The organism is Nocardioides sp. Root140, from assembly GCF_001426745.1.
Taxonomy (GTDB): Bacteria; Actinomycetota; Actinomycetes; order Propionibacteriales; family Nocardioidaceae; genus Nocardioides.
In genome coordinates this window covers 45,060-67,238 of the sequence record NZ_LMFI01000016.1, presented here as the reverse complement: position 1 = coordinate 67,238, position 22,179 = coordinate 45,060, and the positions used below count along the sequence as shown (strand labels likewise).

The 22,179-nt window shown below is 69.6% G+C and carries 23 protein-coding genes; 18 read left to right on the top strand and 5 right to left on the bottom strand.

The features are described from left to right. Window positions 1–43 precede the first annotated feature (43 nt). From ASD30_RS24305 to ASD30_RS24280, 6 genes are all read left to right on the top strand, one after another. The gene (locus ASD30_RS24305; RefSeq protein WP_056688444.1) at window positions 44–850 is read left to right on the top strand and encodes an HAD family hydrolase; all 807 of its coding nucleotides are present in this window, start codon (window positions 44–46) and stop codon (window positions 848–850) included. Between the two features lie 104 nt (window positions 851–954). After that, window positions 955–1,503, top strand: coding sequence for a hemerythrin domain-containing protein (locus ASD30_RS24300; RefSeq protein ID WP_056688440.1), 549 nt, complete (start codon window positions 955–957; stop codon window positions 1,501–1,503). A gap of 207 nt (window positions 1,504–1,710) precedes the next feature. After that, window positions 1,711–2,670 (top strand): glucosyl-3-phosphoglycerate synthase, encoded by a 960-nt coding sequence (locus ASD30_RS24295; RefSeq protein ID WP_056688437.1) that lies wholly within the window; start codon window positions 1,711–1,713, stop codon window positions 2,668–2,670. Further along, window positions 2,670–3,533, top strand: a complete 864-nt coding sequence (gene folP, locus ASD30_RS24290; protein WP_056688433.1) for a dihydropteroate synthase — start codon at window positions 2,670–2,672, stop codon at window positions 3,531–3,533. Before ASD30_RS24295 ends, folP begins: the two co-directional genes overlap by 1 nt. After that, on the top strand, window positions 3,530–4,135 hold the full coding sequence (locus tag ASD30_RS24285) for a hypothetical protein (RefSeq protein ID WP_156388537.1): 606 nt from the start codon (window positions 3,530–3,532) through the stop codon (window positions 4,133–4,135). Before folP ends, ASD30_RS24285 begins: the two co-directional genes overlap by 4 nt. Before the next feature lie 119 nt (window positions 4,136–4,254). Then, on the top strand, window positions 4,255–4,839 hold the full coding sequence (locus ASD30_RS24280; protein WP_235529962.1) for a dihydrofolate reductase family protein: 585 nt from the start codon (window positions 4,255–4,257) through the stop codon (window positions 4,837–4,839). Here ASD30_RS24280 and mftR read toward each other — a convergent pair. Continuing rightward, complete coding sequence (gene mftR, locus ASD30_RS24275; protein ID WP_056688424.1) at window positions 4,829–5,422, bottom strand: mycofactocin system transcriptional regulator; 594 nt, start codon at window positions 5,420–5,422, stop codon at window positions 4,829–4,831. The two genes, ASD30_RS24280 and mftR, sit on opposite strands and share 11 nt — an antisense overlap. Window positions 5,423–5,525: 103 nt before the next feature. Between mftR and mftA the strand changes: the two genes are divergently transcribed. The 7 genes from mftA (at window position 5,526) to mftF (ending at window position 11,483) form a co-directional block, all read left to right on the top strand. After that, the gene (mftA, locus tag ASD30_RS26220) at window positions 5,526–5,624 is read left to right on the top strand and encodes a mycofactocin precursor MftA (RefSeq protein ID WP_156388536.1); all 99 of its coding nucleotides are present in this window, start codon (window positions 5,526–5,528) and stop codon (window positions 5,622–5,624) included. A 4-nt stretch (window positions 5,625–5,628) separates the two neighbouring features. Then, the gene (gene mftB, locus ASD30_RS24270; RefSeq protein ID WP_082564151.1) at window positions 5,629–5,973 is read left to right on the top strand and encodes a mycofactocin biosynthesis chaperone MftB; all 345 of its coding nucleotides are present in this window, start codon (window positions 5,629–5,631) and stop codon (window positions 5,971–5,973) included. Further along, on the top strand, window positions 5,970–7,214 hold the full coding sequence (gene mftC, locus ASD30_RS24265; protein WP_056688421.1) for a mycofactocin radical SAM maturase: 1,245 nt from the start codon (window positions 5,970–5,972) through the stop codon (window positions 7,212–7,214). Before mftB ends, mftC begins: the two co-directional genes overlap by 4 nt. Window positions 7,215–7,303: 89 nt before the next feature. Further along, window positions 7,304–8,497 (top strand): pre-mycofactocin synthase MftD, encoded by a 1,194-nt coding sequence (mftD, locus tag ASD30_RS24260; RefSeq protein ID WP_056688419.1) that lies wholly within the window; start codon window positions 7,304–7,306, stop codon window positions 8,495–8,497. A 9-nt stretch (window positions 8,498–8,506) separates the two neighbouring features. Beyond that, window positions 8,507–9,217: a mycofactocin biosynthesis peptidyl-dipeptidase MftE gene (gene mftE / locus ASD30_RS24255; RefSeq protein ID WP_056688416.1), complete on the top strand. Its 711-nt coding sequence runs from the start codon at window positions 8,507–8,509 to the stop codon at window positions 9,215–9,217. Continuing rightward, window positions 9,214–10,008, top strand: a complete 795-nt coding sequence (locus tag ASD30_RS24250; RefSeq protein WP_056688413.1) for a mycofactocin-coupled SDR family oxidoreductase — start codon at window positions 9,214–9,216, stop codon at window positions 10,006–10,008. The genes mftE and ASD30_RS24250 overlap by 4 nt, the downstream gene beginning before the upstream one ends. A 77-nt stretch (window positions 10,009–10,085) precedes the next feature. After that, a complete protein-coding gene (gene mftF, locus ASD30_RS24245; protein ID WP_056688410.1) occupies window positions 10,086–11,483 on the top strand; it encodes a mycofactocin biosynthesis glycosyltransferase MftF in 1,398 nt (465 codons plus the stop codon). 284 nt (window positions 11,484–11,767) lie between these two features. Here the strand turns inward: mftF and cysN are convergent, their stop codons facing one another. The 3 genes from cysN to ASD30_RS24230 form a co-directional block, all read right to left on the bottom strand. Then, entirely contained in the window at window positions 11,768–13,057 is a 1,290-nt protein-coding gene (gene cysN / locus ASD30_RS24240; protein WP_082564150.1) for a sulfate adenylyltransferase subunit CysN, read from the bottom strand. Further along, a complete protein-coding gene (cysD, locus tag ASD30_RS24235) occupies window positions 13,057–13,986 on the bottom strand; it encodes a sulfate adenylyltransferase subunit CysD (RefSeq protein WP_056688407.1) in 930 nt (309 codons plus the stop codon). Before cysD ends, cysN begins: the two co-directional genes overlap by 1 nt. Window positions 13,987–14,053: 67 nt before the next feature. Next, complete coding sequence (locus ASD30_RS24230) at window positions 14,054–15,019, bottom strand: sulfite exporter TauE/SafE family protein (protein WP_056688404.1); 966 nt, start codon at window positions 15,017–15,019, stop codon at window positions 14,054–14,056. 223 nt (window positions 15,020–15,242) lie between these two features. On the opposite strand from ASD30_RS24230, the gene ASD30_RS24225 reads away from it, so the two are divergent. From ASD30_RS24225 to ASD30_RS24210, 4 genes are all read left to right on the top strand, one after another. Next, the gene (locus ASD30_RS24225) at window positions 15,243–15,980 is read left to right on the top strand and encodes a tyrosine-protein phosphatase (protein WP_057295007.1); all 738 of its coding nucleotides are present in this window, start codon (window positions 15,243–15,245) and stop codon (window positions 15,978–15,980) included. 70 nt (window positions 15,981–16,050) lie between these two features. Then, window positions 16,051–17,706 (top strand): AMP-binding protein, encoded by a 1,656-nt coding sequence (locus tag ASD30_RS24220; RefSeq protein WP_056688399.1) that lies wholly within the window; start codon window positions 16,051–16,053, stop codon window positions 17,704–17,706. After that, window positions 17,703–19,037, top strand: coding sequence for a PucR family transcriptional regulator (locus tag ASD30_RS24215; RefSeq protein WP_056688396.1), 1,335 nt, complete (start codon window positions 17,703–17,705; stop codon window positions 19,035–19,037). Before ASD30_RS24220 ends, ASD30_RS24215 begins: the two co-directional genes overlap by 4 nt. A 40-nt stretch (window positions 19,038–19,077) precedes the next feature. Next, on the top strand, window positions 19,078–20,061 hold the full coding sequence (locus ASD30_RS24210; RefSeq protein WP_056688391.1) for an NADPH:quinone oxidoreductase family protein: 984 nt from the start codon (window positions 19,078–19,080) through the stop codon (window positions 20,059–20,061). 15 nt (window positions 20,062–20,076) lie between these two features. On the opposite strand, the gene ASD30_RS24205 is transcribed toward ASD30_RS24210, so the two are convergent. Continuing rightward, window positions 20,077–20,874, bottom strand: a complete 798-nt coding sequence (locus ASD30_RS24205; protein WP_056688388.1) for an SDR family NAD(P)-dependent oxidoreductase — start codon at window positions 20,872–20,874, stop codon at window positions 20,077–20,079. 123 nt (window positions 20,875–20,997) lie between these two features. On the opposite strand from ASD30_RS24205, the gene ASD30_RS24200 reads away from it, so the two are divergent. Next, window positions 20,998–22,086 carry a phosphotransferase family protein gene (locus ASD30_RS24200; RefSeq protein ID WP_056688383.1) on the top strand — a complete coding sequence of 363 codons (1,089 nt, stop codon included), beginning with the start codon at window positions 20,998–21,000 and terminating at the stop codon, window positions 22,084–22,086. Window positions 22,087–22,179 lie beyond the last annotated feature (93 nt).

The window sequence follows — 22,179 nt, the reverse complement described above, 5'->3', positions numbered from 1 at the left end:
GGGTGATAGCGGCGCACGGAAGGGTGGTCGCTACTGTGCTCGCATGACCTGGCGACCCGGACTCGTGGCGCTGGACGTCGACGGTTGCCTGCTGGAGTGGGTCCGCGGCACCGACAAGTCCGAGGAGGCCATTGCGCCGGCCGTGGTCGACGCCGTGGCCCGCGTGGTGCGTGCCGGCATTCCCGTCGTACTCGCCAGCGGGCGATCGCCGCTCGGGCTCGTGGACGTCGCCAGGTTGGCCAGCCTGCCGTCACCCGGCTGGTTGGTCGGGTCGAACGGTGCCGTGGTGGCGCGCTTCGCGCCGCTCGAGGTCGTGCGGGCCACGACCTTCGACGCGCGACCTGCCGTGGCTGCGGTGCTCGAGAGGTTCCCCGATGCGATGGTCGCGGTCGAGGAGCCGGGGCTCGACTATCGGGTGAATCGCCTGTTCCCACGCGGGGAGCTGTCCGGCGGGTCCGTGGTGACCAGCCCGGCCGAGCTCGGCGTACGCCCCGCCTGCCGGGTGATGATCCGGCACCCCGAAGGCTCCTCCGACGCGCTCGCGTCGTTGGCGGACGAGCTCGGGCTGTCCAGCACCGACTACGTGGCGCAGCTGTCCAGCTGGCTCGACATCTCGCCGGTGGGAGTGAACAAGGCCGCGGCGCTCGCGTACGTCGCCGGGCAGCTCGGCGTACGGCGGGACGACGTGCTGGCGATCGGCGACGGGCACAACGACATCGAGATGCTGCAGTGGGCCGGCCGCGGAGTGGCCATGGGGCAGGCCGTGCAGGAAGTGCATGATGCCGCCGACGCCTCGACCGGGACAGTGGTGGAGGACGGCGTGGCCGTGGAGCTCGAGCGTTGGTTCTGAGTGGCCTCGACGGACGTTCCTTCGTCGCTGCTCGACCACCGGGGACGGAGGCTCTTTCGTCGCTGCTCGACCATCGGGCCTCTCCGGGCAGGTACGGTCGACCCATGACTACTGGAATCGACCTGGGTCGCCCCACTTCGGGCGACGTCCTCGACCTGATCGTCGACGACCACCGTCGTTTCGAGCGGCTGCTGGCCCAGCTGCGCCAGGGCACGGCCGATCGTGATGCCGTCCGCCATGCCTTCGCCGACGTCCTGATCGCCCATGGTGAGGCGGAGGAGGAGATCGTCTATCCGGTCCTCCGTCGCAAGGCCGAGGACGTCGACGCCCACGACATCGAGCACGGCTCGGAGGAGCACGCCGAGGGCAACGAGGCGTTGCTCGCCGTCCTCGAGCTGAAGGGCACCGACACGAAGGCCTTCGTGGACGCCGTCGAGGAGCTCAGCAACATGGTCGCCCACCACATCGCGGAGGAGGAGCTGAGCATCATCGCGCCTGCCCGCGAGGAGGTCTCGGACCGGGTCCGTCGCGAGCTCGGCGAGAAGTGGGCCGCGCGACGCAACCAGCTGATCGACGAAGGCTGCGGCTCGCTGACGAACGTACGACGTGTGGTCGCCAAAGCGGCGAAGAAGGGCCTGCTCGACGACGACTGACCCACGTTGAATGAACGTTTGTTCAAAGTCTGTCTTGCACAAACGTTCATTCAAGGCAGTGCGGGTTTCCGACGCTCAGGTGGGACGACTGCAGCTCGAGCGCGGGTGAGTCCACGCCACATCTCCGGTCCGAGCCGCTCGCTGCGCGACCTTCCCAACCAGCGGGGTTGTGCGCGGTCCCTTCACGCGCCGAACTAGGGTGACAGCGTGATCGACGACTGGGCGGCGCGGCGGACCTATCGCTGGTGCGACTGGTCGTTGGCCGATCTCATGAAGGCGAAGGGCGAGACCAAGGTCAGTCTGGTGATGCCGGCCCGCAACGAGGCCGCCACGGTCGGCGGGCAGGTCTCTCGGGTGCGTGAGGCGCTGATGGAGACCGTCGAGCTGCTCGACGAGATCGTGGTCATCGACTCGGACTCGACCGACGACACGATCGCCATCGCGCAGGGCGCCGGGGCCGTCGTGCACCGGGCCGTCGACATCCGTCCCGATCTCGGTTGGAGCCCCGGCAAGGGCGAGGCGATGTGGAAGTCGCAGTTCGTCACGACCGGCGAGGTGATCGTCTTCATGGACGCCGACCTGCTCGACTGGGACACCCACTTCGTGCCCGGCCTGCTCGGTCCCTTGCTCACCGAGCCCGACGTGGCGCTGGTGAAGGGCTTCTACGAGCGTCCCTTCCTCGACGGCTCCGCCGTGCCCTCGTACGACGGGGGACGCGTCACCGAGCTGGTCGCCCGTCCGCTGATCGCGCTGCTCTTCCCGCAGCTGGCCGGTCTCGTGCAGCCATTGGCCGGCGAGTGGGCGGTCCGCCGGTCGTGGTTCGCGCAACTGTCGGTGCCGACCGGGTACGCCGTCGAACTGGCCGCGCTCATCGACACCCTGCGTGGGCCGGGGCTGGACGCGATCGCACAGGTCGACCTCGGACGCCGGGCGCACAGCCACCAGGCGTTGCTCGACCTGGGCGCGATGGCCACGCAGATCCTCGCGGCCGTCCAGGCGCGGGTCTCCGGCTCCTCGATTTCCTCGGTCGACCTGCGGCAGTTCGTGCCGGTCACCGACGGCGAGGGCGTGCAGCCGAGCACCCGCACCGTCGAGGTCGCCGAACGCCCGCCGGCTGCCTCGCTGTCGAACCCGTCAGACCTGTCTGACCTGTCGGAAGGCGCCTGATGACCCTCAAGCTCGGCCGGCAGGCGTTCGCTGATGACGCCTCCCTGATGATGGCCATCGTCAACCGGACGCCCGACTCGTTCTACGACAAGGGCGCCACCTGGGCGGAGGACAGTGCCTTCGACCGGGTCGCGCAGGTCGTCGACGAGGGTGCGGAGATCGTCGACATCGGCGGCATCAAGGCAGCGCCGGGTGTCGAGATCGACGCCGCCGAGGAGATCAGCCGGGTCGGGTCGTTCGTGGGCCGCGTGCGCTCGGCGTACCCCTCACTGGTGATCTCCGTCGACACCTGGCGCGCTGAGGTCGGCCGCGCGGTGTGCAGCGAGGGCGCCGACCTCCTCAACGACGCGTGGGGCGGCGCCGACCCCGAGCTCGTCGACGTTGCCGCGGAGTTCGACGCGGCCATCATCTGCACGCACACCGGCGGCGTCACGCCGCGCACCCGCCCGCACCGCATTGAGTACGCCGACGTCGTCGCCGCCGCGATCGCCGACACCACGGCGTACGCGGAGCGCGCACTGGCCGCGGGCGTCTCACGCGACTCGATCGTGATCGACCCGGCCCACGACTTCGGCAAGAACACCGCGCACTCGTTGGAGGTCACCAGGCGCCTCGGCGAGATGGTCGACACCGGGTGGCCGGTGCTGGTCTCCCTGTCCAACAAGGACTTCGTCGGCGAGTCCCTCGACCTGCCCGTGGGGGAGCGCCTCATCGGAACCCTTGCCGCCACGGCGTTCTGCGCCCAGGCCGGCGCCCGCATCTATCGGGTGCACGAGGTGGTCGAGACCCGCCAGGTGGTCGACATGGTCGCGACGATCATGGGCTCCCGGCAGCCCGCCCGAGTGACGCGAGGCCTGGCATGACCCCTGCTCCTTCATCCGGCTGGAACGCGGTGGTCGTCCCGTCGACACCGTTGATGATCGCCGCCGGTGGCACGGCCGACCCGCTGGCCGGCGTACGCGCCCTGGCGCTGGACTCCGTGCGCTGGCTGGTCGCCTCGTCACCCGACCGCATCCAGGTGCTGTGTTCGCCCGCTGATCCGGCGAACGTCGCGCGCGGGGTCACCACGCCGTTGGGCGAGCGAGTGGCGCGGTCGCTGCTGTCGGCTGCGGGCTTCGACCGCGAGATCGTCGTGTCCACCTCGGAGTCGGAATCGCCAGTCAGCACAGGGGTTCTGATCGTCGGCGACGGCTCTGCCCGCCGCGGGGAGAAGGCGCCCGGGCACCTCGACGACCGTGCCTTCACTTTCGACTCCACGATCGAGTCGGCGCTTCGTGCCTGCGATGCGGACACACTTGCCACGCTGTCGGTCGACCTGGGCGCGGAGCTGTTGGCCGCCGGGGTCCCGGCCTTCCGCGCGCTCGGTGCGTTGGCCGGCGGCGCCGAGCACACATGTGAGATGACCTACTCCGGCGATCCGCTCGGCGTCCAGTACTGGGTGGCGAGGTGGCAATGCGCGTCCTGATGTCTGCTGGCCAAGGTCTCGATACGGGCGCAGAACGCCCTACTCGACCAACGAGCGGGTCTGTCACCGACGACGACCTGCTCGCGTTGTACGCCGCGCCGTCCGCGCCGTGGCTACGCGTGAACTTCGTCAGCACCGTCGACGGCGCGGCGACCGGAAGCGACGGACGCAGCGGCTCCATCAACAACGATGCGGACGGCCGGGTCTTCCACCTGCTGCGCAAGCTGTGCGACGCGGTCATCGTCGGCGCCGGCACCGCCCGCGCCGAGAACTACCGCCCTTCCGACAAGCCGGTCGTCGTGGTCAGCCTCAGCGGTCAGGTGCCTGACCTGTTGCGCGAGGCCGAGCCCGGTCGCGTCCTGATGGCCACCGTCTCGACGGCCCCCGGCCTCGCGGATGCCCGGTCGCTGCTGGGTGAGGACAACGTGCTCGTGCTGGGTGAGGAACGAGTTGATCTCGCCGCACTCAAGGATTCCCTTGCTGGGCGCGGGTTCCGGGACATGCTCTGCGAAGGCGGACCCCACCTCTTCGACGGACTGCTCGCCTCCGGTGTCGCCGACGAGCTGTGCGCCACCCAGATCCCGCGCCTCGTCGGTGGCACGCACACCCGCATCACCGCAGGCCTCACCCTCGACGTACCCCTTGAGCTGGCGCTGCTCCTCGAGGAGGACGGCACGCTGCTCGGGCGCTGGTTCATCCGCTGACGTCGGAGACGTGGACTCGGAGGGCCTCGAAGGTCTCGTCGAGCAGGTCGGGCAATGAGGCCCGCTCGTCCTCGAGCCACTGCTGGTATGCCGACAGTGCGAGGGCCAGCGCGACCCGGCCGACCGTGCGTGGATGCAGGTCGTCGGGCGACAGGCCGCGCCGCTCGGCGACGTACGACGCGATCACGCCGCGCCAGGCGGCATGGCGCAGTGCCGCGTGTGCCTGCAGTGCCGGCGTCTCCATCAGCAGCCGCATGCGGCGTCGGTGTTGGACCACCGCATCGGGGTCGACGAAGTTGAACGCCTTGACCGACTCCTGGACCGCTTCGGCGACGGGGAGGTCGGCCGGCATCTCGCGCAGGTGCTCGGCGAGGCTCTCGAGGCTCTCGTCGAACCGACCCCATGGGATGTCGTTCTTCGAGGGGTAGTAGCGGAAGAGCGTGCGCCGGCTGACGGCCGCGGCCGCCGCGATCTCGTCGACGGTGGTGTTCTCGAAGCCCTGCTCGTCGAAGAGCCGGAAGGCCACCTCCTCGATCCGGGCGTGACTTGTCGCGGGAGGACGACCCGGCCCTGTCTTCTGCACGGGGCGAACCTACCCGCTCGGACAGGATTTCCGAGACGCCCTTCCATTTCGCACCTGAGTGCCATTAATGTGTGGGCCACGTCATACGAGCCGAGGAGGAACCATGCAGAACCCGGAGAACACCACCGCCGACACTGACGAGCTCACTGCCGAGATGCTGGTCGAGGAAGTCTCGATCGACGGCATGTGCGGCGTGTACTGAGCCGATGTCAGTCACCGCACCAGCGCCCGTCCTCGAGACCGCGCCCGACGCCCTGCCCGAAGCCGGGGTCGGGGTCCGTCTCGAGGACGGGTGGCGGCTCAACCCCCGGGTCGCGCTGCGTCCCGAACCGTTCGGCGCCCTGGCCTACCACTTCGGCAACCGACGCCTGTCCTTCCTGCGCCGACCCGAGCTGGTCACCGTCGTACGCGCACTCGCCGCGGCACCCGACGTACGCACAGCCCTGCGTGAGTCGGGCGTGCCCGAAGAGCAGTTCACGGCGTACGTCGGCGCACTGTCCACGCTCGCCGAATCCGACATGATCCACCCCCGCAAGGAGGGTCAGCGATGACCATCACCGCACCACGCCCGCAGGCACCCCGACCGCAGGGCGGCACCCTGGTCGACCAGTTCGAGCTCGGCCTCGACGCGCCGATCTGCCTGACCTGGGAGCTCACCTACGCCTGCAACCTCGCGTGCGCGCACTGCCTCTCCAGCAGTGGCACCCGCGACCCGCGCGAGCTGACCACCGAGCAGTGCGAGGCGGTGATCGACGAGCTGCAGCGCATGCAGGTGTTCTACGTGAACATCGGCGGCGGCGAGCCCACGATCCGTCCCGACTTCTGGCACCTCCTGCAGTACGCCGTCGACCATCAGGTGGGCGTGAAGTTCTCCACCAACGGCGTGCGGCTCAACCCCGAACGGGCCCGCTTCCTGGCCTCCACCGACTACGTCGACGTGCAGATCTCGCTCGACGGCGCGACCGCCGAGGTCAACGACTACGTCCGTGGCCCCGGCTCCTACGACACCGCGATCCTGGCCCTGAAGAACCTCCAGGAAGCCGGCTTCAAGGACGCCAAGATCTCCGTGGTCTGCACCCGGGAGAACATCAGCCAGCTCGACGAGTTCAAGGCGATCGCCGACCACTACGGCGCCACGCTGCGCCTCACCCGCCTGCGTCCCTCCGGCCGCGGGGCCGACGTGTGGGACGAGCTGCACCCGCTTCCCGAGCAGCAGCGCGAGCTCTACGACTGGTTGATGGCCAACGGTGAGGACGTGCTCACCGGAGACTCCTTCTTCCACCTCGCCGCATTCGGCGAGGCACTGCCCGGCCTCAACCTCTGCGGCGCCGGACGCGTGGTCTGCCTGATCGACCCGATCGGAGACGTCTACGCCTGCCCGTTCGCGATCCACGACAACTTCCTGGCCGGCAACCTGCTCGCCGACGGTGGTTTCGCAGAAGTCTGGCAGACCTCCGAGCTGTTCCAGGACCTGCGCGCGCCGCAGACCTCCGGGGCCTGCACGAAGTGCGAGTTCTTCGACTCCTGCCGTGGTGGTTGCATGGCTGCGAAGTTCTTCACCGGTCTGCCGATGGACGGTCCGGACCCCGAGTGCGTGCAGGGGTACGGCGAGTCCGCGCTGGCTGCTGATCGCAGCATTCCCGCCGCCAGTCAGGACCACTCGCGGGCCACTCCGGGACGCAACCAGCCGGTGATGCTCACGCTCGGGAAGCGACCCACCGACTTCACGCCGCCCACGTCGGCGCCGGTCTCTGCGTGCGCGGAGAACCCGCTGGCCGGCTTCACTCCTTGATCTGTCCGGTGCGCTCGGTCTGGCCGGCTGGCCGGGCAGAGCCCATTGCCTGATCCAGATCCACCAGCTCCTTCGAGAGGTTTCCTCCCATGTCCAAGAACCCCTGGGCCCAGAATCCCTGGTTCGAGTCCGTCGCGATCGCCCAGCAGCGCGCGAAGAAGCGGCTCCCGAAGTCGGTCTACGGCGCACTCGTCGCCGGGTCCGAACGAGGCCAGAGCATTGCCGACAACGAGGCCGCGTTCCGCGAGCTCGGACTCGCACCGCACGTCGCCGGCCAGCGCCCCGAACGTGCGATGGCCACCAGTGTCATGGGCATCGACATTTCCCTGCCGGTGATCATGTCGCCCACCGGCGTACAAGCCGTGCACCCCGACGGTGAGGTCGCGGTGGCCAGGGCCGCGGCAGCGCGCGGCACGGTGATCGGGCTGAGCAACTTCGCCAGCCGATCGGTCGAGGACGTCGTGGAGGCCAACCCCAACACGTTCTTCCAGATGTACTGGACCGGTGACCGCGAGGTGATGGTCCAGCGCATGGAGCGTGCCCGCGCAGCTGGCGCCAAGGGCCTGATCGCCACCCTGGACTGGTCTTTCTCGATGGGACGTGACTGGGGCAGCCCTGAGATCCCCGAGAAGATCGACTTCAAGTCGGCATTGCGGCTGGCTCCCGAGGTGGCGCGCCGTCCCCGGTGGGCGTGGCAGTTCGCCAAGGAACGCAACATCCCGGACCTGACCGCGCCGAACCTGGCCGCGCCCGGGGAGAGCAAGGGCCCGACGTTCTTCGCCGCCTACTACGAGTGGATGACCACGCCGCCGCCCACCTGGGAGGACGTCGAGTGGATGGCGAAGGAGTGGGGTGGCCCGTTCATGCTCAAGGGCGTGTGCCGCCTCGACGACGCCAAGCGGGCGCGCGACCTCGGCGTCACCGCGATCTCGGTCTCCAACCACGGCGGCAACAACCTCGACGGCACCCCCGCCCCGATCCGGGTCCTTCCCGGCATCGCCGAAGCGGTCGGCGACGACATCGAGGTGGTGCTGGACGGCGGCATCCGGCGCGGCAGCGACGTCGTGAAGGCGCTGGCCCTGGGCGCCCGTGCGGTGATGATCGGTCGCGCCTACCTGTGGGGCCTGGGCGCCAACGGCCAGGCCGGCGTGGAGAACGTCCTCGACCTCCTGCGCAGCGGCATCGACAGCGCCCTGCTCGGCATGGGGCACTCCTCGATCGACCAGCTCAGCCCCGCCGACCTCGTCATCCCCGAGGGCTTCGAACGTCGGCTCGGGGAGTAGGTCCCGCTCATGACTCCGCTGGCCCGGGCGCACTGGCCGACCCTGGCCGCCGACTGCCATGTGCTGGTGCCGATCGGGTCGACCGAGCAGCACGGGCCGCACCTGGGCATGGGCACGGACACGGCGATCGCAGTCGCCGTCACCGACCGGCTGGCCGCACGCATCGGTGGTACGGCGTACGTCGCGCCACCGATCGCTTTCGGCGCATCGGGCGAGCACAAGGGCTTTCCCGGCCTCATGTCGATCGGCAACGAGGCCCTGGAGCTCATGTTGGTCGAGCTGGTCCGGTCGATGCGCGACTGGGCTGGAGAGGTCACGTTCGTCAACGCCCATGGGGGAAACCTCACCGCATTGACTGCCGCCGTCGCCCGGATGCGCACGGAGGGGCACAACGTGCGGTGGCTGCCGTGTGCCACCGAGGAGGTTGATCTGCACGCCGGCCACGTCGAGACTTCGATCATGCTGCACCTTGATCCCGCCGCCGTCGACATGGGTGCCGCCGAGGTCGGTGACACACGCGCGTTGGCCGACGTACTCCCCACGCTGATGGCTCAGGGCGTGATCGGGGTGAGTGCGAACGGCGTCCTGGGTGACCCGACCACTGCCACTGCGGCGGAGGGGGAGCGGCTGCTCGAGCAGATCGTCGAGAAGGCACTCCGACGCCTGGCCTCGGGTGCGGTTGACGAACGCGGCTGCCTGGTCGCGGGGAGCCGGCCGTGACCGGCACCGAACGAGTCGTCCTGGTCACCGGCGCCGCCCGGGGGATCGGCGCGGCCACTGTGGCGGAGCTGCTCGACACCGGCCACCGGGTGATCGCGATCGACTCCTGCCGCGGCGCCGACAGCGGGCTGTCCTACCCCTTGGCGACGCGTGAGGACCTCGCCGCCGTCGCCCGACTCGACCCCGCGCGTGTCGAGGCGATCGAGGCCGACGTCGCCGACGAGGCCTCCGTGCGGCAGGCGGTCGCGGCCGGGGTGGATCGCTTCGGCCGCCTCGACGCAGTGGTCGCGGCCGCCGGTGTCATCGCCGGCGGCGCGCCGCTGTGGGAGACGCCGGTCGAAGACCTTCAGACCCAGTGGAGCGTCAACGCACTCGGCGTGTGGCACACCGCCGCCGCCTGCGTGCCGGTGCTGCTGGCCCAGCCCGACCCGTCGGACTGCCGGTTCGTCGCCGTCGTCTCCGCCGCCGGGAGCCGTGGGCTGTTCCACCTGGCCGCCTACAACGCGTCGAAGCACGCGGCACTCGGGATCATCCGCGGGTTGGCTGCCGACCTGGTCGGCACCGGCGTCACCGCGGTCGCGGTCTCGCCCGGCTCCACCGACACCGCGATGCTGGCCGCCACCGCAGGCATCTACGGGCTCACCGACCCGGCAGAGCTCGCCGAGTCCCAGCTGATCAAGCGGACCATCGAGCCGGCGGAGATGGCCGCGACGATCGCGTTCTGCTGTTCACCGGCCGGCGGTGTGCTCAACGGCTCGGTGGTCGCCGCCGACGGCGGATTCTCGGGGTGAGCCCGGTGCCGCCGACCTTGGCCGCGCCGCAGCGAGTGCCGCGCCCGCCGCTTCTCCCCGAGGGCGCACGATTGCGGATGAACCCCCACGTCCGGCAGTACGACGGCGGACGCGTCCTGGTCGGTGGCAGCCCCGGTCGACTGATGCGGTTGTCCGCGAAGGCGGTGACCTTGCTCGACGGGGATGAGCTCGCAGTGTCGTCCGTGACCGCCGTACTGGCTGAGCGGCTCCTCGACGCGGGCATGATGGACCCGGTCGCGGCGACGCTGCCCACTCCTTCCCTGGACGAGCTGTCGGTCGTGGTGCCGGTGCGCGATCGCCCCCGACAGCTCGACCGCCTGCTCGGCGCCCTGCCCCGCGACGTACACGTCCTGGTGGTGGACGACGCCTCGAAGCGGCCCGACCTGGTGGCAGCCACGGCGAAGAAGCACGGCGCCGAGGTCGTGGCGTTGTCGGTGAACGTGGGCCCGGCTGCCGCGCGGAACCGTGGGTTCGCGGCGAGCCGTACGCCGTACGTCGCGTTCGTCGACTCCGATGTGGTGCCCGATCCCGGGACGTTCGACGTGCTGCTGCGCCACTTCGCCGATCCCGGGTTGGCGTTGGTCGCGCCGCGGATCCTGGGACTGCAGTCCGAGACGGCTCGATCGCGCGGCACGGTCGACGTGCTGGATCGCTACGAGGCGGCGATGTCGTCCCTCGACCGTGGCCCGGACCCCGCGCTGGTGCGACCGATGAGCCGAGTGGCATGGCTGCCCAGCGCGTGTGTCGTCGTACGACGGACTGCGCTGGCGGCCTGTGACGGATTCTCCGAGGAGATGCGGGTCGGGGAGGACGTCGACCTGGTCTGGCGGCTCGCCTCGTCGGGCCACCGGGTCCGCTACGAGCCGGGGGTCTCGGTGCAGCACGAGCACCGGGTCTCTCCCCGTTCCTGGCTGGTCCGCAAGGCGGTCTACGGCACGAGCGCGGCGCCCTTGGCCGAGCGCCACGGACCCGCCGTAGCGCCCGCGGTCTTCACCCCATGGACGGTGGCGTTCGCCGCGGCCGTGGTCGCCCAACGCCGCTGGAGCCTGCCCGTCGCCGGAGCCGTCTGGGCGCTCGCCGCCGGCCGCCTCGTGCAGCGGTGCCGCCCCACGACCGGGCAGGGCATCGCTTGGCCGGCCACCACGCAGCTCGCCGCCCGACTGTCGTACGACGGGGCGTCGTCCTCGCTCCAGCAGGTCGGCGCGCTGGCCCTGCGTCACTGGTGGCCCGTCGTGCTTCCCGCGGCACTGGTGTCGTCGCGGGTCCGTCGTGTCGTCGCGGTGGCCGCTGTCGCGGATGCGGCCCACGAGTGGCGGCGTACCCGACCCGACCTGGACCCCGTGAACTTTCTGGTGGCGCGGCGCCTCGACGACCTGGCCTACGGCGCCGGGGTCTGGTCGGGAGCGTTCCGGGCGCGGTCGGCCCGGGCGTTGCTGCCGAGGCTCACGCGCTGAGGCAACCAGGCCGTCGAAGCGGACCGTTGAACATGCAGTTCGCGACGCGCCGTACGCCGGTGAGCGTGCGTCGTACGACGAGAAGGCCGAACTGCATGTTGCACGGTCCACTCGGCGCAGCCCGAACTGGCGACGGGTCGATCGGAACTGGCGACGGGTCGGTGGAAAGCAGAGACCCGCTCGTCCCTCACGGGGCGAGCGGGTCTCTGGTGCCTTGGTTTCGAGACGGTCGCAGAGCGACCTCCTCAACCAGCGCGGGTCGCGGCGAACCGCAACCAGCGATTTCAGCTGGCGTTGTTGATCATGCCGGCGCCGACGGTGACGCCGGTGGCCTCGTCGATGAGGATGAACGAGCCGGTGGCGCGGTTCTTGGAGTAGGGGTCGCACAGCAGTGGCACGGTGGTGCGCAGCTGGACGCGGCCGATCTCGTTGAGTCCGAGCTCCTTGGTGTCCTGGTCGCGGTGCAGGGTGTTGACGTCGAGGCGGTACTGGACGTCCTTGACCATGGCGCGGCCGGTGCGGGTGGTGTGCTTGATGGCGAGCTTCTGGCGGGGGCGCAGGGGCTCGTTGGTCATCCAGCAGACCATCGCGTCGATGTCCTGGGAGGGCTTGGGTGCGTTGTTGACCCGGGCGATCATGTCGCCGCGTGAGACGTCGACGTCGTCCTCGAGGCGCACGGTGACCGACATCGGCGGGAAGGCCTGGTCGATCTCGGTGTCGAAGAGGTCGATGGCCGCGATCTTCGAGGTCATCCCCGAGGGGAGCACGACGACCTCGTCGCCCTTCTTCAGCACGCCGCCGGCGACCATGCCGGCGTACCCGCGGTAGTCGTGGAAGTCGTCGGACTTGGGGCGTACGACGTACTGCACGGGGAAGCGGACGTCGACCAGGTCGCGGTCGGAGGCGACGTGGACGTGCTCGAGGTGGTGCATGAGCGTGGGACCGGAGTACCACGGCATCTTCTCGGAGCGGGTCACCACGTTGTCGCCCTGCAACGCCGAGATCGGGATGATCTCCAGGTCGGGGATGTTCAGCTTGGTCGCGAAGGAGGTGAACTCCTTGTGGATCTTCTCGTAGATCTCCTCGTCGAAGTCGACCAGGTCCATCTTGTTCACCGCGAGCACGAGGTGCGGCACCCGCAGCAGGGAGAGGATCACCGCGTGGCGGCGCGACTGCTCGGTGAGGCCCTGACGGGCATCGACCAGCACCAGGCCCAGGTCGGCGGTGGAGGCACCGGTGACCATGTTGCGGGTGTACTGCACGTGGCCGGGGGTGTCGGCGATGATGAACTTGCGGTTCGGCGTCGCGAAGTAGCGGTAGGCGACATCGATGGTGATGCCCTGCTCGCGCTCGGAACGCAGTCCGTCGGTCAGCAGCGCCAGGTCGGTGTAGTCGTAGCCCTTGGACTGGCTGGTGGACTCCACCGCCTCGAGCTGGTCCTCGAAGATCGACTTCGAGTCCAGCAGCAGGCGACCGATCAGGGTCGACTTGCCGTCGTCGACCGAACCGGCGGTGGCGAACCTCAGCAGGTCCATGTCGGGGTTGATCGCGTGACTGGTGGTCTGCTCGGCCATCAGAAGTAACCTTCCTTCTTGCGGTCTTCCATGGCTGCCTCGGAGAAGCGGTCGTCACCACGGGTGGCGCCACGCTCGGTGACCCGGGCGATGGCGATCTCGTCGATGATCTCGGCGGTCGTCGCCGCGGGGGACTCCACGCAACCGGTCAGCGTCATGTCGCCGACGGTGCGGAAGCGGACCGTCTTCTCGACGATCGTCTCGTTGCCCTTCGGCTGTACGGCGTCGCTCGCGGAGAGCAGCATGCCGTCGCGCTCGATGACCTGGCGCTGGTGCGAGAAGTAGATCGACGGGATCTCGATCTGCTCGCGGTCGATGTAGTGCCAGATGTCGAGCTCGGTCCAGTTGGACAGCGGGAAGATCCGCATGTGCTCGCCCTCGTGGATGCGGCCGTTGTAGAGGCTCCACAGCTCGGGGCGCTGCATCTTGGGGTCCCACTGGCCGAACTCGTCACGGTGGGAGTAGACGCGCTCCTTGGCGCGGGCCTTCTCCTCGTCACGGCGGCCACCACCGAAGGCGGCAGTGAAGCCCTCCTCCTCGATGGCGTTGAGCAGGGTGCCGATCTGCATGCGGTTGCGGCTGGTCTTGCCGTCGTCGACGATGACGCCGTTCTTGATCGCGTCGTCGACGCTGGCGACCACCATGCGCACACCCAGGCGGTTCACCCAGTTGTCACGGGTGGCCAGCACCTCGGGGAAGTCGAACCCCGTGTCGACCTGAAGCATCGGGAACGGGATCTTCGCGGGGTAGAACGCCTTCTCCGCCAGGCGGAGCATGACGATCGAGTCCTTGCCCCCGGAGAACATCAGCACCGGCTTCTCGAACTCCGACGCCACCTCCCGGAAGATGTGGATGGACTCCGCCTCCAGCTGGTCGAGCTGACTCAGCTGGTAGTCGGCGTGAGTCGCGGCCTTGACCGGCTCTGCCATTTGTTTGGGACCTCTCCTCTTGGAACAGCAGCCGTCATCGTATCGGTCTGCTGCGCGCGAGTCTCTTTCAGTCGCGGTTTGTGGGCTTGGTGGTGGTTTGGGCTGTGGTGTCCGGCACACGCCAGGCGCCGGAGTTGTTGTCGAACGCCGGCAGTCCGCGGGTCTGGCGCACGAAGCCCCAGGCCAGCGGACCGAGCAGAAGGAGGGCGGCACCGATGATGCCGACCAGCTCCGGAGAGACGCCGAGCAGCTTGAGCCCGGTCAGGCTCAGCACGATCACGATGCCGCGCCGGATCACCGACTGGCTGACCCAGTGGGCGATGCGGGCGCCGAGGAAGGTGCCGGGGATGCCGCCGATCAGCAGCGGGATCAGGATCTCCCAGTCGACCCCGGAGACCAGCACGTGGCCGATCGCCGCGGCCAGCACCAGCGGGACCGCCTGCACCAGGTCGGTGCCGACCAGCTTCACCGCGCTCAGCGTCGGGTAGAGCAGCAGCAGCGCCACCATGATCAGGGAACCGGAGCCGACCGAGGTGATGCCGACCAGCAGGCCGCCGAACATGCCGACCAGCAGTGTCGGGACCGGCTTGATCTCGATCTGCTCGGACGGAGCCTCGTTGCCACTGGTGACCTGGCGCAGCTGGATGTACATCCGGAAGGTGTACGTCGCCGCGGTGAAGAGCAGTGCGCAGCCGATCGCGGTCTTGACGAACTCCTCCTGCTCGTGGGCCGCGCCGAAGTGGTCGATGATGAACGCCCCGGCGAAGGCGAACGGCACCGACCCGATGATGAGGTAGGCCGCGAGCTTGAGGTTCGGGCTCCCGTGGCGCCAGTGCACTCCGGCACCGACGGACTTGGTCACCGACGCGCTGACCAGGTCGTTGGCGACCGCAGCAGTCGGGTTGATGCCCAGGAAGATCAGGGCGGGTGTCATCAGGGCGCCGCCGCCCATGCCGGTCAGGCCGACGACGATGCCCACTCCGAAGGAGACGAAGAGGACCGCGAGCGCGGCGGTGGTGAACACGTCAGGCATGTAGGCAGTCCCATAGTCGAGTGAGCCGATAGGTCTAGACGGCTCCAGTGAGCGTAATAGGTGGAACCGATCATGACGCAATCCCGCCGCTGACTGGGACTCTCCCGGAATCTTCTGTGTCGGGGTCGCCTCGAGGCCTGATGAGCCGTGCCGCTGTGGCGACCGACACCGGCCCGGAAGCCGACGGTTGTGGCGGCTGTCCCGGGCCGTCGAGCATGCGGGCATGAGTGCTTCCGAGTCACTGCCCGTGGACCGCATCCGATCGGTGGAGGGTTCGCACAACGTGCGGGACCTGGGCGGGCTGGTCGCCGCCGACGGCCGGAAGGTGCGGCGGGGCCGTATCTTCCGCAGCGACTACCCGGGCTTCGCCGACGTCGCCGGCGGTGAAGGAGTGCGTGCGCTCGGGCTGCGGTCGGTCGTTGACCTGCGCCGTCGTGCGGAGGCCGACCTCGAGCTGGTGTCGTGGGCCGACCACGGCGTGGAACATCACCGCATTCCGCTCTCCGCAGGGGGCGCGTCGTCCTGGCACGCGAAGTACCACGCCTACCTCACGCACCGGCCCGAGACCGTGGTGCTGGCCGTACGCCGCGTGATGGACGTCGGTGCGCATCCGGTGCTCTTCCACTGCGCCGCCGGCAAGGACCGCACGGGCGCTGTCGCGGCGCTCGTCCTGTCCGTGCTCGGCGTCGACGCGGAACAGGTCGTGGCCGACTACGTGCTGACCGAGGCCGGCCTGGAGCCGGTCATGCAGCGCCTGGGCGGGATCGACTTCTACGCCGAGATGCTCGGCCAGGACGGGCTGGAGGGCCAGCGGCCGAGAGCCGAGAACATGCGCGGCTTCCTGGCCTGGCTCGATGCCGAGGGCGGAGCAGTCGCGTGGCTGCTCGCGCACGGAATCAACGCGGAGGAGATCGAGGAGTTCCGTACGGCGATGCTCGAAACTGACGAAAGCCTTGCATAAAGGGTCAGACCATTCTAATCTGCGACATGAGTGATCGTCACCTCACCCCGGCCCGAAAGAGGAACACGTCATGGCTGCCCTGAAGAACGTCCACGATCGGTACACGGATGAAGAGATCGCGTCCTACTACGAAGCGGGCTTCTGGCAGCGGACGAGCTTCAACGCGTTGGTCGCACAGCAGGTCGAGGAGCGCCCCGACTCCACGTTCGTGTTCGACAGCACCAGCTCCTTCACGTTCCGCGAGTTCGGCGAGCGGGCCCTCCGCCTGGCCGCCGGCCTGCACCGCGCCGGCGTACGGAAGGGCGAGCGGGTCGGCGTCCAGCTGCCGAACTGGACGGAGTTCGCGGTCGTCGCCGCGGCACTCTCCCGGATCGGCGCGATCGTCGTGCCGATCATGCCGATCTACCGCGACGACGAGGTCGGCTACGTGCTGCAGCACTCGGGCGCTGCTGTCGCGATCACCTGCGGCGAGGTGCGCGGCTTCAATCACGCCGAGATGTTCGCCGAGCTGGCCAAGGAATGCCCCGACCTGCGTGCGACGTACATCGCCCGGGCGGACGCCGACCTGGCCCCCGCGCTCGGCTCCCCCCTCGACGGCCTGGTCGCCGACGGTGACCTCGACGCCCTCGAGGCAGAGATCGGCCCCGACAGCAACCCCGACGACGGATTCCTGATCGTCTACACCTCGGGTACGACGTCGCGCCCCAAGGGCTGCTTCCACACCTTCAACACGCTGCGGGCCAGCGCCGCGGCGATCGCGAAGAGCCTCGACTACAGCGCCGACGACGTGCAGTTCGGGCCGTCGCCGATCACTCACAGCACCGGGTTGGTCACCAGCGTCGTCCTGCCCCTGCTGGCGGGAGCCCAGTCCTGCCTCATGGAGGCCTGGGACCCGGTGGAGGCGCTGCGCCTGATTGAGCAGCACGGCTGCACCACGGCGGTCACCGCCACCCCGTTCCTGCAGATGCTGATGGGCGCCTACGACGCCGACAAGCACGACGCCAGCAGCCTGCGCCGCTGGGTGTGCGCGGGTTCGCCGATCCCCGGTTCCGTGGTCGAGAAGGCCGGCGCCCTCTTCGCCGGATGCCAGACCCTGAGCCTCTACGGCCGGTCCGAGAACTTCCTCACCACGATGTGCACCGTCCATGACCCCGCCGAGAGGTCGGCGACCTCCGACGGCTCGGCCCTCGAGGGTGCTGCCATCCACGTCGTCGACGTCGCTGGCAACGAGGTCCCGCGGGGCGACGAGGGGGACATCGCCTACAAGGGCCCCAGTCACATGATCGAGTACTTCCGCAACGACGAGGAGACGGCGGCGCTCTTCACGTCCGACGGCTTCTCCCGCTCCGGGGACCTTGGCAGGATGGACGCCGACGGCTTCGTGCGGGTGACCGGCCGACTCAAGGACATCGTGATCCGTGGCGGCATGAACATCAGTGCCCGCGAGCTCGAGGACCACCTCCTCGCCCACCCCCAGATCGCCAACGTGGCCGTGGTCGGGATGCCCGACGAACGACTCGGCGAGAAGGTCTGCGTGTACGTCGTCCCGGCCGACCCCGACGGCGAGATCACCCTCGACGACGTCGTCGGTCACCTGAAGGACCACAAGGTCGCCACGCAGAAGCTGCCCGAGCGGCTCGAGATCGTGCAGGCGATGCCGATGACCGCGACCGGGAAGATCCAGAAGCACGTGCTGCGCGCGGACATCGCGAAGAAGCTGTCATGACCGCCGCGCACCAGCTGCCCGAGCCCTCGGACCTGCTGCGCCGACACGAGGAGCTGCAGCGCCGACACGCGGTCGAGCTCAAGCTCAGTGCGGTGGCGGCAGCCGGTGGAGGCATCGCAGCGCTGGTGCACACCGTCGCGGAGCTCACCGCCAACCCCATCTGGCTGATGGACACTCGCCGCCGTGTGGTCGCCCGCTCCGCGCGGGTGCGCGGCTCCGACTTCCGGCCGCCCGAGCTCGACCTGCTCCTGGCCCGCAACGGCCCGACGGATCTCTCCTCGCCCGAGCCCCTGTTGGTGTCCGCGGAGCCGGCCCGTGGCATCGCCCGGCGCCACCTGATGGTGCCGGTGGCACGGGACGGCTGCCTCTTCGCGTGGCTCGTCGTGGCAGAGGTGTCCGGCCGGCTCGGGCACAACGACCAGCTCCTCGCCAAGCGGGCTGCCTTCCACCTCGCCAGCGAGTACGTCGTCCAGCGCCGGGTCGCCCGCGCCTCCTGGAATGCCCGCTCGGCCCTGGCCCGGCAGCTGGTGCGCGGTTCGACGCGCGAGGACGACCTCGCTGACGCGGCGGAGTACCTCGGCGTGCAGGCCGACGCCGACCGGGTTCTGGTCTACATCGCCGAGGGGATCGGGACGGAGCCGCGCGACGAGGAGATGATCTCCGACCGGGTCGCGGCACGACTCGGCGTCGAGGTGCTCGCCAGCCGTGGCCGCGAGGGCACGATCCTGCTCATCGAGGCGCCCGAGGCGTCGGCGCACGTTGCCTTCGTGCACGAGGTCAAGGGCGTCATGCGGCTCCTGATGGCCGAGCTCGGCGAGCCCGACGCGATCGTCGGACTCTCCGGCGTGACCCGGGCCGGCGCCTTCCAGCGCGCCTACCGGGAGACCCGCGAGGTCGTCCTCTGCGTCGACCGCTTCGCCACGTCGGGTGAGCGGGTGATCGCCGTCGACGACCTCGGGCCCGCCCGCCTCTTCGTGGCCAACAGCGACGTCGGCGCCGTCCGGCGCTACGTGCACGACGTGCTCGGAGCCCTCCTGACCGGAGCCCCGGGCACCGCCGACCTGCTCCGCACCCTCCAGTGCTTCTTCGACACCGGGCGGAGCGTCCGGGAGTCCGCGGCCCGTCTCGGCATCCACGAGAACACCGTGCGGCTGCGCCTGGCGAAGGTGCACGACCTCACCGGCCTCGAGGTCGCCGCCGATGCCAACCACCAGCTCAGCGCGCAGACGGCGCTGCTGGTCCTCCGACTGGAGGGCCACCCCGCGATCCCGCCCTTCGAGGAGCGGCACGCTCCCGCCCTCAAGAAGACACAGACGGAGAACACCGCATGACGCGACGAGCACTGGTCGCCCGCCCCGGAGCCGCCTGCTGATGCGCGGCGTCGTCATCCCCGCCACCACCGGACCGGACGCCGCCATGCTGCGTGACGACGTACCCGAGCCGACCGGGGCACACCCGTGGGCCGAGGGCGAGCGCCTGCTGGTCGACGTACGCGCCGCTGGCGTCAACTTCCCCGACGTCCTGCAGAGCAAGGGGCTCTACCAGCACGGTACCGAGACGCCCTACGTCACTGGCGGCGAGTACGCCGGCGTCGTCCTCGAGGCGCCGGAGTCCTCACGGTTCCGTCCGGGCGACCGGGTGGCCGGGCTCAGTGTGTGGGGCGCGATGGCGGAGCGGGTGCTCGGCATCCCGCGCTACACGGTCCGCCTTCCCGCCCACATGGACTGGGCGGAGGGGGCCGCGTTCTTCCTCAACTACGCCACCGCGTGGTTCACCCTGCATCGCGCCGGCTTCACCGAAGGCGAGTCCGTGCTGGTGCACGGAGCCGCCGGCGGTGTCGGTACGGCGACCCTCGATCTCCTGCGGGGCAAGGCGAAACCGTCGATTGCGGTGGTGTCGAGCGATGCCAAGGAAGAGGTCGCCCGTGCCTGCGGGGCCGACCACGTGTTGCGCAGCACGGAACCATGGGCGGCCCGGGTCCGCGAGCTGACCGGTCACGGTGTGGCGGTGGTGGTCGACCCGGTCGGCGGTGACCGCTTCGTCGACTCGTTGCGGGCTCTGGACGTGGGCGGTCGGCTGATGGTGGTGGGTTTCGCCGAGGGGTCCATCCCAGAGGTGAAGGTCAACCGGCTGCTGCTGCGCAACCTGAGCGTCCTCGGCGTCGCACTCGACCCGTGGGAGAAGCGCTTCCCGGGCTACGCGCCCGAGCTCGTGGCCGGCCTCGAGGCAGCGGCCGAGGACGGCAGGGTGCGCCCGTTCATCGGAGACCGACTGCCCTTCGACCGGGCCGCTGAGGCGCTGGGCATCCTCGACCGGCGTGAGGCGCGCGGCAAGGTCGTCGTCGAGTTCCCCTGAACGCGTCTCTGCGGGTCAGAAGAGCAGCACGCCGCCGTCCACCGGCACGCCGACGCCGGTGATGTACGACGACGCCGGGCTGGCCAGGAAGACCGCCGTACTGGCGATCTCGACAGGATCGCCCAGGCGTCCGCCCGGGACTCGTGCCTTGATGATCTTGGCCTGGTAGTTGGGGCTGTAGTCGGCCGTCGCCTCGGTGAGGAAGACACCGGGCAGGATCGCGTTGACCCGGATGCCCTTCTCTCCCCATTGTGCAGCGAGGTCCCGGGTCATGCCGAGGACGCCGGCCTTGGCCGCGCTGTAGCCGGCGGCCGGCATCTTGGCGGTGGTCACGGCCATCACGCTGGAGAGGTTCACCACGGCGCTGCCCGCGGGCATCACGCGCCCGGCCGCCTGCGCCATCCAGTAGGAGCCCATCAGGTTCACGTCGACGACATGGCGGAAGTGGTCCGGCGGGTCCTCGGTTGCGGCGTGGTACTCCCCGCCGATGCCGGCGTTGTTGACCAGCACGTCGCAGCCACCGAGCTGTTCGACGGCGGCCTCGACCAGGCGGTTGCAGTCGTCGACCTTGGTCACGTCGGTCTCGACCGCGACACAGCGCCGGCCCAGTTCTTCCACCAGTGCGCGGGTCTCCTCGAGCATCTCGACCCGTCGTGCACCGATGGCGACGTCGGCCCCGGCCGCGGCAAGGCCCTGGGCGATCGCTACTCCGAGGCCGCTGGAGGCGCCGGTGACGACGGCCACCTTGCCGTCGAGGCGGAACCGGTCCGACCAGGTGGACGCGGCGATTTCCTGTGATGTCTGGGGGAGCATGCTCCCGTTGTACGCCGATCCGGCCGTCCGCCACGACGCCCGCGGGCCGGGCTGGTGTGGGCACCTCCATCCGGAGCTGGTGTGCCTGTTGCCGGAGGCCTTGGCGCTGCGCACAGTGAGGGTGTGCGAGAACTCGACCCCGATGACCTCATCCAGCGTGCGACGCGCGCCGCCCGGCGTACGTCGACGACGGCCACCGTGCGCGGTCTTCGTCAGCTCGAAGGCGGGGTCTCGAGCCTGACCTACGCCTCCGAACTCCTCGACGAGAACTGCGTGCGACCGATCGTGCTCAAGGTGGCACCTCCCGACTTGGCACCGGTTCGCAACCGTGACGTGCTGCGTCAGGCGCGGGTCCTGCAGCAGCTGGACGGCCTGGCCGGCTTCCCCGTGCCCGGCGTGCTCTTCGAGGACGGCGGCGACCCGCCCGGCGTACCCCCGTTGTTCGCGATGGAGCTGCTGCCGGGCGACTCCTACGAGCCGATGCTCGACGTGTCGGACACCCCGCCCTTGCCCGAGGTGGCTGCGGAGAGGATGCGGGTCGCGGCCCGCGCCCTGGCCCGGATGCAGAGTGTTTCGCCGCAGGCACTGGGTGTGGGTGACGAGCCGGTCTCGCCGGTCACTGAGGAGCTGGACAGGTGGCAGCGACTCTTCGCGACCGTGGACCCCGACATCGGTGCCGGCCACGAGAAGCTCCACGCCAGGTTGGCCGAACGTACGCCGGAGGGCATCGATCCGCGGCTTCTCCACGGCGACTACCGGGTGGCGAACATGCTGTTCACCGACTCCGGACTCGAAGCCGTCATCGACTGGGAGATCTGGTCCGTCGGCGACCCACGCTCCGACCTGGCCTGGTTGCTCATGCACGTCGAGCCCGCCCAGGTCTTCCACGAGCACCGGTCGCAGGCCGATCGGGCCGCGGGCTCGCAGATGCCCTCGCAGCAGGAGCTGATCGACGTGTACGCCGCCGCGCGACGCGAGCTCGGCGCCTCCGAGGAGGAGGTCAGGGCGGCGACATCAGAGCTCGACTGGTTCCTGGGGGTCTGTCACTACAAGACCGCCTCCACGATCGCGGTGATCTGGAAGCGCGAGCGCAAGCGGGAGAGCCCGGACCCGAAGCTCGAGGTGGCGGCCCGGCACCTCGGCGAAGTACTGGACGCCGGACATCGGGTCCTCGACCAACGGAACCGACGCAGTTCCTCGCTGGTCGAGTAGCCGGCGAGGAACGAGTCGGCGTATCGAGACCGTCGTGCTGGCTGGGTCTCGATACGCTCGCTGGCGCTCGCTACTCGACCACCGAAAGAACCG

What these genes read in the sequence shown, in the direction of transcription:
- ASD30_RS24305 (WP_056688444.1), top strand. Translation starts at nt 44, where the DNA reads ATGACCTGGCGACCCGGACTCGTGGCGCTGGACGTCGACGGTTGCCTG.
- ASD30_RS24300 (WP_056688440.1), top strand. Translation starts at nt 955, where the DNA reads ATGACTACTGGAATCGACCTGGGTCGCCCCACTTCGGGCGACGTCCTC.
- folP (WP_056688433.1), top strand. Translation starts at nt 2,670, where the DNA reads ATGACCCTCAAGCTCGGCCGGCAGGCGTTCGCTGATGACGCCTCCCTG.
- ASD30_RS24285 (WP_156388537.1), top strand. Translation starts at nt 3,530, where the DNA reads ATGACCCCTGCTCCTTCATCCGGCTGGAACGCGGTGGTCGTCCCGTCG.
- mftA (WP_156388536.1), top strand. Translation starts at nt 5,526, where the DNA reads ATGCAGAACCCGGAGAACACCACCGCCGACACTGACGAGCTCACTGCC.
- mftB (WP_082564151.1), top strand. Translation starts at nt 5,629, where the DNA reads ATGTCAGTCACCGCACCAGCGCCCGTCCTCGAGACCGCGCCCGACGCC.
- mftC (WP_056688421.1), top strand. Translation starts at nt 5,970, where the DNA reads ATGACCATCACCGCACCACGCCCGCAGGCACCCCGACCGCAGGGCGGC.
- mftD (WP_056688419.1), top strand. Translation starts at nt 7,304, where the DNA reads ATGTCCAAGAACCCCTGGGCCCAGAATCCCTGGTTCGAGTCCGTCGCG.
- mftE (WP_056688416.1), top strand. Translation starts at nt 8,507, where the DNA reads ATGACTCCGCTGGCCCGGGCGCACTGGCCGACCCTGGCCGCCGACTGC.
- mftF (WP_056688410.1), top strand. Translation starts at nt 10,086, where the DNA reads ATGAACCCCCACGTCCGGCAGTACGACGGCGGACGCGTCCTGGTCGGT.
- cysN (WP_082564150.1), bottom strand. Translation starts at nt 13,057, where the DNA reads ATGGCCGAGCAGACCACCAGTCACGCGATCAACCCCGACATGGACCTG.
- cysD (WP_056688407.1), bottom strand. Translation starts at nt 13,986, where the DNA reads ATGGCAGAGCCGGTCAAGGCCGCGACTCACGCCGACTACCAGCTGAGT.
- ASD30_RS24230 (WP_056688404.1), bottom strand. Translation starts at nt 15,019, where the DNA reads ATGCCTGACGTGTTCACCACCGCCGCGCTCGCGGTCCTCTTCGTCTCC.
- ASD30_RS24225 (WP_057295007.1), top strand. Translation starts at nt 15,243, where the DNA reads ATGAGTGCTTCCGAGTCACTGCCCGTGGACCGCATCCGATCGGTGGAG.
- ASD30_RS24220 (WP_056688399.1), top strand. Translation starts at nt 16,051, where the DNA reads ATGGCTGCCCTGAAGAACGTCCACGATCGGTACACGGATGAAGAGATC.
- ASD30_RS24215 (WP_056688396.1), top strand. Translation starts at nt 17,703, where the DNA reads ATGACCGCCGCGCACCAGCTGCCCGAGCCCTCGGACCTGCTGCGCCGA.
- ASD30_RS24210 (WP_056688391.1), top strand. Translation starts at nt 19,078, where the DNA reads ATGCGCGGCGTCGTCATCCCCGCCACCACCGGACCGGACGCCGCCATG.
- ASD30_RS24205 (WP_056688388.1), bottom strand. Translation starts at nt 20,874, where the DNA reads ATGCTCCCCCAGACATCACAGGAAATCGCCGCGTCCACCTGGTCGGAC.